General features: G+C 67.3%; 9 protein-coding genes. 7 read left to right on the top strand and 2 right to left on the bottom strand.

Annotation, left to right across the window (positions count from 1 at the left end):
- Nucleotides 1-454 precede the first annotated feature (454 nt).
- The 5 genes from ileS to AC07XS_RS08105 all read left to right on the top strand — a co-directional run bounded on the left by ileS (nucleotide 455) and on the right by AC07XS_RS08105 (nucleotide 6,587).
- The gene (gene ileS / locus AC07XS_RS08125) at nucleotides 455-3,379 is read left to right on the top strand and encodes an isoleucine--tRNA ligase (RefSeq protein WP_494732661.1); all 2,925 of its coding nucleotides are present in this window, start codon (nucleotides 455-457) and stop codon (nucleotides 3,377-3,379) included.
- Between the two features lie 252 nt (nucleotides 3,380-3,631).
- Nucleotides 3,632-4,900 carry a cation:proton antiporter domain-containing protein gene (locus AC07XS_RS08120; protein ID WP_152949705.1) on the top strand — a complete coding sequence of 423 codons (1,269 nt, stop codon included), beginning with the start codon at nucleotides 3,632-3,634 and terminating at the stop codon, nucleotides 4,898-4,900.
- A gap of 46 nt (nucleotides 4,901-4,946) precedes the next feature.
- Complete coding sequence (locus AC07XS_RS08115; RefSeq protein ID WP_054764998.1) at nucleotides 4,947-5,144, top strand: DUF2093 domain-containing protein; 198 nt, start codon at nucleotides 4,947-4,949, stop codon at nucleotides 5,142-5,144.
- Nucleotides 5,141-6,010, top strand: coding sequence for a M23 family metallopeptidase (locus tag AC07XS_RS08110; RefSeq protein WP_182713955.1), 870 nt, complete (start codon nucleotides 5,141-5,143; stop codon nucleotides 6,008-6,010). The genes AC07XS_RS08115 and AC07XS_RS08110 overlap by 4 nt, the downstream gene beginning before the upstream one ends.
- 67 nt (nucleotides 6,011-6,077) lie before the next feature.
- Complete coding sequence (locus tag AC07XS_RS08105; protein ID WP_054764996.1) at nucleotides 6,078-6,587, top strand: response regulator; 510 nt, start codon at nucleotides 6,078-6,080, stop codon at nucleotides 6,585-6,587.
- Here AC07XS_RS08105 and AC07XS_RS08100 read toward each other — a convergent pair.
- Together AC07XS_RS08100 and AC07XS_RS08095 are read right to left on the bottom strand one after the other, a co-directional pair.
- Nucleotides 6,530-7,513 carry a lysophospholipid acyltransferase family protein gene (locus AC07XS_RS08100; protein WP_152949703.1) on the bottom strand — a complete coding sequence of 328 codons (984 nt, stop codon included), beginning with the start codon at nucleotides 7,511-7,513 and terminating at the stop codon, nucleotides 6,530-6,532. The genes AC07XS_RS08105 and AC07XS_RS08100 overlap by 58 nt on opposite strands.
- Nucleotides 7,503-8,273, bottom strand: a complete 771-nt coding sequence (locus AC07XS_RS08095) for an SDR family oxidoreductase (RefSeq protein ID WP_182713956.1) — start codon at nucleotides 8,271-8,273, stop codon at nucleotides 7,503-7,505. Before AC07XS_RS08095 ends, AC07XS_RS08100 begins: the two co-directional genes overlap by 11 nt.
- A 108-nt stretch (nucleotides 8,274-8,381) precedes the next feature.
- On the opposite strand from AC07XS_RS08095, the gene tipF reads away from it, so the two are divergent.
- Together tipF and AC07XS_RS08085 are read left to right on the top strand one after the other, a co-directional pair.
- Entirely contained in the window at nucleotides 8,382-9,656 is a 1,275-nt protein-coding gene (gene tipF / locus AC07XS_RS08090; protein WP_152949701.1) for a flagella assembly cyclic-di-GMP phosphodiesterase TipF, read from the top strand.
- Between the two features lie 194 nt (nucleotides 9,657-9,850).
- Nucleotides 9,851-10,720, top strand: coding sequence for a TIGR01459 family HAD-type hydrolase (locus AC07XS_RS08085; protein WP_182713957.1), 870 nt, complete (start codon nucleotides 9,851-9,853; stop codon nucleotides 10,718-10,720).
- Nucleotides 10,721-10,732: the final 12 nt, after the last annotated feature.

Here is a 10,732-nt window from a genome sequence, read left to right as displayed (position 1 = left end):
GGGCGGCGGCGGCTCGCAGCAGGGCGGCGGCGGCGGCTCGCAGGCCGGTTGGCCGCAGCTCTGGGCGGCAGCCGCGCCGGCGACGCCCAGCATGGCCGCGCCGGCCGCCAGACCCAGCATCCAATTCCTGATCCGCTGCCGCATCGGCGGGACTCCCGAACGAATTCTCATCTCGCCCGAACAGACTTCCGGACGATCCAAACTTAACCAAGACGGCAAAAGCCTTTCGTTTCCGTTGAGACGCGGCGGTGTTCGGGATGGCGCAATGCCGCATCCGTCTGCTAGACCGCCTCCACAATGACCGTCCGCGTCCTCATTCGCCTGATTTCGATTAGCCGCCCGGCGTAGCGCCTCTGGGCCCTTGGCCCCGTGCACGCCGGGAACGACCGCCCTCAGCAGCGCGATAGGGCGAACGAAGACAGCGAACGCTCACCCCACGACGCCGAGACGACCCATGGCCGACGCCACCGACACCACCGACACCCCCTCCGGCCGCGACTATCGCGACACCGTCTTCCTGCCCGAAACGCCCTTCCCCATGCGGGGCGGCCTGCCGCAGAAGGAGCCGGCGATCCTGGAGCAGTGGGGCGACCTGTACGGCGCCCTGCGCGCCGAGCGGCAGAAGCAGAACGCGCCCCTGTTCGTCCTGCACGACGGCCCGCCCTACGCCAACGGCGACATCCACATCGGCCATGCGCTGAACAAGACGTTGAAGGACTTTGTGGTCCGCAGCCGTTTCCTGCTGGGCTATGACGTCGACTACGTCCCCGGCTGGGACTGCCACGGCCTGCCGATCGAGTGGAAGATCGAGGAACAGTTCCGCGCCAAGGGCCGCCGCAAGGACGAGGTGTCCAAGGACGAGTTCCGCGCCGCCTGCCGCGACTACGCCGGCAAATACATCGACCTGCAGCGCGACCAGTTCCTGCGCCTGGGCGCGGTCGGCGACTTCGCCAACCGCTACGCCACCATGGACTTCAAGTCGGAAGCGGCCATCGTCGCCGAATTCCACAAGTTCAAGAACTCGGGCCAGCTGTATCGCGGCTCCAAGCCCGTCATGTGGTCGCCGGTCGAGCGCACCGCCCTGGCCGACGCCGAGATCGAGTACCACGACCATGTGTCGCCGACGATCTGGGTCAAGTTCCCGGTCACGGGCGCATCCGACGACCATCCCGACGACCTCTTGTCCTTCCGCAGCGGCACGCCCTCGGTCGTGATCTGGACCACCACCCCCTGGACCATCCCCGCCAACCGCGCGATCAGCTACGGCCCTGAGATCGCCTATGGTCTGTATGAGGTCACGGCCATCGAAGAGGGTCTGGAGTTCGCGCCCTGGGCCAAGCCGGGCGATCGTCTGATCGTCGCCGACAAGCTGGCCGAGCATGTGTTCAAGGCGGCCAAGATCGCCGCCTGGACCCGCGTCTACGACATCAATCCGTCGGGCCTGGAATGCGCCCACCCGCTGGCCGCGCTCGACAGCGGCTACGGCTTCTCCGTGCCCCTGCTGGCCGGCGACCATGTGACCGACGACGCCGGTACGGGCTTTGTCCACACGGCGCCGGGCCACGGCGCCGACGACTTCGAGGTGTGGAAGGCCCACGGTCATCACGAGGTGCCGGATACGGTCGATCCGGACGGCGCCTATTACCCCCACGTCCCCCTGTTCGCCGGGCTGAAGGTTCTGGAGACCGAGGGCAAGAAGACCGGCAAGTTCGGTCCCGCCAACGGGGCGGTGATGGAGAAGCTGATCGAGGCCGGCAATCTCTTGGCGCGCGGGCGGCTGGAGCATTCCTATCCGCACTCCTGGCGGTCCAAGGCGCCGATCATCTTCCGCAATACGCCGCAGTGGTTCATCCGCATGGACCAGCCCTTGAAGAGCGGCGACACCCTGCGCGAAACGGCGTTGAACGCCATCGACGACACCGCCTTCCACCCGGCGGCGGGCAAGAACCGCATCCGGTCGATGGTCGAGGGGCGTCCCGACTGGCTGGTCAGCCGCCAGCGCGCCTGGGGCACGCCGCTCGCCATGTTCATCGACAAACAGACCGGCCAGCCCCTGCATGATCCCGAGGTCGACGCCCGGATCGTCAAGGCCGTGGCCGAACACGGCGCCGACATCTGGTTCACCGCGCCGGACGCCGACTTCTTGGGCGCCCACGACCCGGCCCGGTACGAGAAGGTCGAGGATATTCTGGACGTCTGGTTCGACTCCGGTTCGACTCACGCCTTCACCCTGGACCCGCGCCTGCCCGAGCACGGCTATGCGGGCGACCGCCCGGCGCACTGGCCCGCCGACCTCTATCTGGAAGGGTCGGACCAACACCGCGGCTGGTTCCAGTCGTCGCTGCTGGAAGGTTGCGGCACCCGTGGCCGCGCCCCGTTCAAGGCGGTCCTGACCCACGGCTTCACCCTCGACGAAAAGGGGGAGAAGATGTCCAAGTCCAAGGGCAATACGACCGACCCCCTGACCATCATCAAGGAGAGCGGCGCCGACATCCTGCGCCTTTGGGTCAGCCTGGTCGACTATTCCGAGGACCAGCGGATCGGCAAACAGATCCTCCAGACCACGGTCGACGCCTATCGCAAACTGCGGAACACGGTCCGCTATCTGCTCGGCGCCCTGTCGGACTTCGACGAGGCCGAGCGGCTGGCCGACTACGACCAGTTCCCGCCGCTGGAGACGTTCATCCTGCACCGCCTGTGGGAGCTGGACGCCCATGTACGCCAGGCCTATGCCGAATACCGGTTCCAGGACGTGGTGCGCCCGGTGCTGGAGTTCTGCTCCAACGACCTGTCGGCCCTGTATTTCGATATCAGGAAGGACAGCCTGTACTGCGACCGCCCCGACGCCCTGCGCCGCCGCGCCGCCCGCACGGTGATGGACGAGGTGTTCGCCCGCCTGACCGCCTGGCTCTCGCCGCTGACGCCCTTCACGATGGAAGAGGCTTGGACCACGCGGTTCCCGGAAGGTGGAAGCAACTGCCTGCGGGTGATGCCGGAAACGCCGGCGGAGTGGGAGAATGCGGCCGAGGCGGCTCGGTGGGCGAAGATCAACACCGTCCTGGAAGTCGTCAACGAATCCCTGGAGGCCGCCCGTCGCGACAAGCGGATCGGCGGGGCGCTGGACGCCTGGCCCACCGTAACGGCCCCGGCCGGGACCTTCGCCCCGTTCGACGGCCTGGACGCGGCCGAGATTTTCCGCACCTCTGGCGCTGAACTGGTCGAAGGCGAGGCCCTGGCCGTGACCGTGGACCTGGCCGACTATCCCAAATGCGCCCGCTCCTGGCGACGGGTGCCGGATGTCGGCTCCGACCCTGATTATCCCGACCTGTCGGCGCGCGACGCCGATGCGGTCCGGTACTGGGACCAGACGAGAGGCTGACCTCAAGACCCTCCCCCGCCTGCGGGGGAGGTGGGCCGGCGTCCGCGCAGCGGATCAGGCTCGGAGGGGGGGTGTCGCCTGAAGGAAGGCCTCCCCCATCGTCAAGCGTATTGCTGCGCGCCTCGACCTGCTGCTTTCCCCGCAAGCGGGGGAAGGTCTGAACGCGACACTGCGTCATCTTGAAAAAGCGGCCTGCGGCCACCAACTGCGACGTCTCCGAACAGCGCGCCCTTCCCCTTCGCAGGAGCCCCGATGACGCATGCCGACAGCCTGATTCTCACCCTGGTCGGAGGCTTCGTCCTCGCCTTTGTGTTCGGCATGTTGGCCAATCGTCTGAAACTGTCGCCCCTGGTCGGCTATCTGGTCGCGGGGATCGTCGTCGGTCCCTATACGGCGGGGTTCGTCGCCGATCTGGAACTGGCGCCCCAGTTGGCCGAGATCGGCGTGATCCTGCTGATGTTCGGCGTCGGTCTGCATTTTTCGCCCAAGGATTTGATGCAGGTGCGCAAGGTCGCCGTGCCCGGCGCCCTGGTCCAGATCGCCGCCGCCACCGCCCTGGGCTGGGCCCTGGGCCGGACCCTGTTGGGCCTCGGCGACGTCGAGGCCCTGCTGATGGGCTTCTCCCTTTCGGTCGCCTCCACCGTGGTTCTGCTGCGGGCGCTGGAAGAGCGCAAACAGGTCAAGGGCGAAATCGGGCGGATCGCCGTCGGCTGGCTGATCGTCGAGGACATGGTGATCGTCATCGCCCTGGTCATGCTGCCGATGATCCTCGTCCCGGCCGGAACCCAGGCCGACCTGGGCGCCCTGGGCATGAACATCGGCTGGACCCTGTTGAAGGTGGGCCTGTTCGTCGCCGGCATGCTGGTGGTCGGCGGGCGTCTGATCCCCTGGCTCCTGGTGCGGATCGCCCATACCCGGTCGCGCGAACTCTTCACCCTGGGCGTCCTGGCGATCGCTCTGGGCATCGCCTGGCTGGCCTATTATCTATTCCATTCGTTCGCCCTCGGCGCCTTCCTTGCCGGGCTGGTCATGAACGCCTCTCCCCTTGGGCATAATGCGGCCGAACGGTCCCTGCCCCTGCGGGACGCCTTCGCCGTCCTGTTCTTCGTCTCGGTGGGCATGCTGTTTGACCCGATGATCCTGGTGCGCGATCCGCTGGCGGTTCTGGGCGTCCTGGCCATCGTCATCGTCGGCAAGTCGCTGGCGGCCCTGGTCATCACCCACGGCTTCAAACTGGATCGCTCGACCGGCCTGACAGTCGCGGCCTCCCTGGCCCAGATCGGCGAATTCTCCTTCATCCTGGCGGCCCTGGGCGTCTATCTGGGGGCCATGAGCCGAGAGACCCACGATCTGATCCTGGCGGCGGCCCTGCTGTCGATCTCGCTGAACCCCTTCGTCTTCCTGCTGACGGATCGGATGGGAGGGCGGCCCCGCCCGCCCGTCGCCGGCTCGCCCGAGGCCAAACAGGCGGCGATCGACCACGCGGCGGAAAAGGCCGCATCGAATCCGGCCACCGCCTGAGCCGACGCCTCTTGGCGGGCGCTCGGGATCGTCGTTAACTGCGGCCATGGACGAGACCCTTTCAGCCCAGGCGGTGCTTCACTACGGCGACGGGGAGTTCGCAGTGCTGAAGCCCGGCCGTTTCGTGCGCTGCGCCGTGACGGAGAAGCCCATTCCCCTGGAGGTGCTGCGGTACTGGAGCCCCAGCCGGCAGGAAGCCTATTTCGGCCCAGCCGAGTTCATCGCCCGGATGCAGCCTGAATGATCGGCCGCCGGCCCCTGCTGCTGGGCCTGGCCGCTGCGGTTGCGACGCCCCGCGGCCTGGGCGCCGCCGCGCGCGGCGAGACGCCGTCCGCCCTGCCCCTGGCGATGAACGGCGCCTGGCGACAAGGCGGCTACGCCCTGGGTCGCACGGCGCCGCGCGCCCTGATTTTCGTGGATGGAGAGGCCCTGAGCACCGCCTCCGCCGACGGCCTGTTCATCGTGGGCTTTGACCGAGACGCCGCCGCAGAGGTGGACATCGAAGCCCGCGACGGCGCGCAATCCACCCGACGCCGCATCGCCGTGGCCCCCTATGACTTCCCCTCGACACGGATCGACGGCCTGCCGCCGGCCACGGTCGAGCCCAGCGATCCGGCCCTGCTGGAGCGCATTCGCCAGGAGGTCCTGGTCAAGACCGAGGCCTTCGCCAGCCGGGCTGATACGGACGACTTCCGCGACGGCTTCGTCTGGCCGCTGGAGACCTATCGCGTCTCCAGCGCCTGGGGCGCCCAGCGCGTTTTGAACGGCACGCCCGCGCGGCCCCATTACGGCGTCGATCTGGCCGCGCCGATCGGAACCGTCATCCGGGCGCCGGCCGACGGCCGCGTCATCTTCACCCGGCCCGACATGCATTTCGAGGGCGGTCTGACCCTGATCGATCATGGTCAGGGGCTGATCAGCGCCTATCTTCACCAGTCGCAGATCGACGTCGCGGCCGGTCAGACCGTTCGTCGCGGCGATCCGATGGGGCGGGTCGGCATGAGCGGCCGCGCGACCGGCCCGCACCTGTGCTGGCGCTTGAAATGGCGCGACCGCAACCTGGACCCCTCGCTTCTGATCGGCGCCCGGCCGCCCGAGCGCCTGGCCTGATTCGCGGCCGCTTGCCTGCCTAAGGGAAATCCCTTATATTGCGCCTTCGTGCTAGGCGGGGGGCCGAATGCCGCATCTTCAATCGCTGAATGTGCTGCTGGTCGATGACAATCAGCACATGCGCACCATCGCAGCGGCCGTCCTGCATTCCGCCGACATCCACCGGGTGTATGAGGCCGGCGACGGGGCGGAAGCCTTCGAGGTTTTGCGCCGTCAGCCCATCGACCTGGCTCTGGTCGATTACAACATGTTCCCGATGGACGGGGTCGAGTTCACCCGGCGGGTCCGGAACCGCCCCGACAGCGCCAACATCTATCTGCCCATCATCATGATGAGCGGCCATGCCGAGAAGCACCGCGTCTACGCCGCCCGCGACGCCGGGGTCACCGAGTTTCTGGTCAAGCCGATCACGGCCAAAGCCATTCTGGACCGGATCAACGCCGTCATCTTCCGACCCCGTCCGTTCGTGAAGACCGCCACCTATTTCGGACCCTGCCGCCGTCGCCGCGAGGCCGACGACTACTGCGGCCCGTTCCGCCGCTCCGCCGACGGGGCGGCCGCTTCCAACGCGGCGTAAACCCGGTCGGGCCACCGTTTGTGGACCCAGAACCAGTCTTCGGGAACTTCGCGCACCCGCTCTTCGACGAAGCGGTTGGCGGCCTGGATTCCGGCCAGGACGTCGGCGGCCTTGTTTTCGGTTTCACGCACTGTGATCGGCTCATGGGCGGTCACGCGAAAGCGCGCCCCAGGCAGCCGCACCACCGACAGCGGCTGCATCACGGTTCCGAACTTCAGGGCCAGCCGCGCCGCGCCCGGCGAGGCGTTGACGGGCTGACCGAAAAACTCGACCTCCGGCCCCTGATTGTATTTCTGGTCGACCAGCAGGGCGATGGAATCGCCCCGCTTCATCCCGGCCATCAGATCGCGCGTCCCGTCCCCCTTGGGCGCGAACAGCCGGATGCCGTAACGCTCTCGGCTCTTGCGGATCTGGGCGTCGACATAGGGATTGTTGGCGGCGCGATAGGTGACTTGGCACGGCACGCCCGAGGCCATGATGACCGCCGCCATGACTTCGAAATTGGCCAGATGGCCCGAGATCAGCACTGCGGGGCGCCCGCTGTCGCGCAGCGCGTGCAGCCGCTCCATCCCCACCACCTCGACCCGCCCTCCGGCCGGGGTCAGCTGATCCATCACCGCCAGTTCGGCGAAGGTGCGGCCCGTGCGGTCCCACTGTTCGCGCGCCAGGGCCTCGCGACGATCCGGCGGCATCTCGGGAAAGGCGATGCGCAGATTTCGCATCACCGTCTTCTGCGTGCCGGTCAGCGGCCCCAGGGTCCTCAGCAACCAGCCCCCCAGGGCCGAGGCCCGCTCGACCCCCAAAAGGCGCAGGAAGGCGAACAGGGCTTGAAAGCCAACGGCCTCCAGGCGCCAGATGACGTCCTGCTTCCAATCTGTGGCGCGACCGCCCCTTGGGCCGTCTGCGCGCGTGTCTTCACCAGGCAATCGTCAATCCGCCGTCCACCACCAGGGTCTGTCCGGTCACATAGGCCGAAGCAGGGCTGCACAGATAGACCGCTGTGCCCGCGATTTCATCGGGCTGGCCGATCCTTTTCAGCGGCGCCGGTTCGGTGACGGTTTTCAGCAGCTCCGGATTCTCCCACAGATATTTGGCGAAGTCGGTCTGGACCAGGCCCGGCGCGATGCAGTTCACGCGCACATTGGACGGTCCCCACTCCACGGCCAGATTACGCACCAGCTGCATGTCGGCGGCCTTGGAGATGTTGTAGGCGCCGATCAGGGCGTTGCCGCGCAAGCCCCCGATCGAGGAGATCACCAGAATGGCGCCGTCCTTGCGCTCCACCATCTGGGGGGCGACCATCTGGATCAGCCAGTGGTTGGAAATGACGTTGTTCTGAAGAATCTTCTCGAACTGATCGTCGGCGATCCTGGCCATCGGCCCGGCGTAGGGATTGGTCGCGGCGTTGCAGACCAGGATGTCGATTCGGCCGAAGGCGGCGTTGGTTTCATCGACCAGCCGTTGCAGGTCTTCCTTGGAGGCGATGTTGGCCGGAACCGCGATGGCGCGGCCGTCTCCGTACTTTGCGTTGATCTCGGCGGCGACCTCATCGCAGGGCCCGGCCTTGCGCGAGGATATGACGACCCGGGCGCCGTGTTCGGCCAGACGCTCGGCTATGGCCTTGCCGATGCCGCGCGATGAGCCGGTGATGATGGCGACCTTGCCGGTGAGATCGAACAGTTCCATTGCGTTTCCCTTGAGTTTCGCCGGGTTATTTGCAGCCCGGCTCTAGCCGAACGCCATTGATAGCCTGATACTCAGGCGATTCCATCCGGGAGTGGCCACCGCCAGCCGATGCGCAACCTGACCACGGGCTTTCTCTACTTCGCCTATCTGTTCCTCGGCATGACCGTGGGGGCCTTCCTGTGGCGTGCGGGTTTGGGCGCCGGCGCAGGCGTGGCGGGGGCGATCGGGGCGCTGGGCCTGTTGGGCGCCTTCCACGGCATCGTCACCGGCATGGCGGCGCGCCGCGCTCTGAAGAAGGAAATCGACCAGGTGCGCGAGGCGCATCGGCTGCTGGCCGATGCGATGGAATCGACGCAGGGCGCCCTGACCGAACTGGCCCAGGCCATTGAAAGCGGCGCCCTGTCGGACACCGACGCCCTGACCGGCGAAGTTCGGATGCTGGAGACCCTGGTCCAGCAGATGAGCGACAGCATCGACCAGCGTCTGGCCAGCGCGCCCAGTCTGGGCGTCGAGACCTTCGAAGGCCGCCGCCAGGCCCAGTCCAACGTTCTGCTGCGGACCATCCACGAGGCGCTGAGCCAGGGGCGGGTCGATCTGTATCTTCAGCCCGTCGTCTCCCTGCCGCAACGCCGCACCCTCTTCTATGAGAGCTTCACCCGCCTGCGCGACGCCAGCGACCGGGTGATGATGCCGGCGGAGTATCTGTCCCTGGCGGAGGGCGAAGGCCTGGTGCCGGCGATCGACAATCTGCTGCTGTTCCGCTGCGCCCAGATCGTGCGCCGGCTGTCGCGCCAGGACCGTAAGGTTGGGGTCTTCTGCAACGTCGCCCTGACCTCCTTGGGCGATGAGACCTTCTTCCCGCGCTTCCTGGACTTCCTGAACGAGAACCGCGACCTGAACCAGGCCCTGATCTTCGAACTGGGCCAGGCGACCTTCGACGCGCGCGGCGCGGTCGAGGCTCGCAACATGGCCAAGCTGGCGGACCTGGGCTTCCGCTTTTCGCTGGACAAGGTCCAGACCCTGGACCTGGACTTCGCCGATCTGCAGCGTTCGGACGTGAAGTTCATCAAGGTGGCGGCCGATCTGCTGATCGAGCAGCTGCTGGACCTGGACGGCGGCGCGCCCTTGCGCTCCATGCCCGACATTCAGGCGGCGGATTTCGCCGCCTTGACCCGCCGCTACGGCGTCGAGGTGATCGCTGAAAAGGTCGAGGCGGAACGTCAGGTCGTCGATATCCTCGAACTGGACGTCGCCATGGGCCAGGGCCATCTGTTCGGCGAGCCCCGCGCCATCAAGGAACAGGTGCTGGCCGAAACCGACCCTCCGGCCGAATTCCTGCGCTCCACCCTGCGCAGCGCTGAGCAGCGGCGTCGGTTCAGCTGATCGCTCCATATCTGTCTCCTCCCCATGACATGGGGAGGTGGCGCGGCGCGCCTTCCGCGCCGTGACGGAGGGGTGCTTTTCGCAGCCCAGGCGCTTAAGCGGCGTCAAGAGCCCTCCACCGCTTCGCTGTTCCCCTCCCCATTTCATGGGGAGGAGACTTTCGTCACGGCGTTAAACCCCCTACTTGCCTGCCCATGACCCTCCCCCACGCCCTGCCCCATCTCCAAGCCGTCGCTGGCGACTACGACATCCTGCTGTGCGACGTCTGGGGGGTGATCCACAATGGACGAGAGAGCTGGGCGGGTCCGTGCGAGGCCCTCACCCGGTTCAACGCCCAGGGCGGCCATGTGGTGCTGATCTCCAACTCGCCGCGCCCGGCCTCGGATGTCGTCGCCCAGTTGGACGGGCTGGGCGTGCCGCGTGAGGCGTGGAAGGCCTTCGTCACCTCGGGCGACGCGACCCGCGCCGAACTGGCCAAGCGCGCCCCCGGCCCGGCGTGGATCGTCGGGCCCGAGCGCGACGCCCCTCTGTACGCGGGTCTCAACCTGGCCCGGACCGACAGCGCCGAGGACGCCGCCTTCATCTCCGTCACCGGGCCGGTCGACGACACGGTGGAGACGCCGGAGGACTATCGTGAACGACTGGCAGTCGGCGCGGCGCGGGATCTGGAGCTGATCTGCGCCAATCCGGATCGGGTGGTCCAGCGCGGCGATCAGCTGATCTATTGCGGCGGGGCCTTGGCCGACCTCTATGAGGCCTTGGGCGGCCGGGTCGTCATGGCCGGAAAGCCTTTCGGCCCCATCTACGACCTGGCCTTGAGAGAGGCGGAACGTCTGCTGGGACGGCCCGTGGACCGGTCGCGCGTCCTGTGCATCGGCGACGGGGTCGTGACCGACGTCATGGGCGCCAACGCCCAAGGCCTGGACTGCCTGTTCATCGCGCAAGGGATCCACGGCGACCAGGCCAGGGGCGAGGACGGAAGCCTCGATTCCGCCCGCGCCGGCGAACTTCTGAAGGCTGAAACAACATATGCGCGCTACGCCGCGCTCGAACTGGCCTGGTAAGGCTCGCCATTT

This window comes from Brevundimonas sp. GW456-12-10-14-LB3 (assembly GCF_059424365.1).
This window is presented reverse-complemented; position numbering and strand designations above follow the sequence as displayed.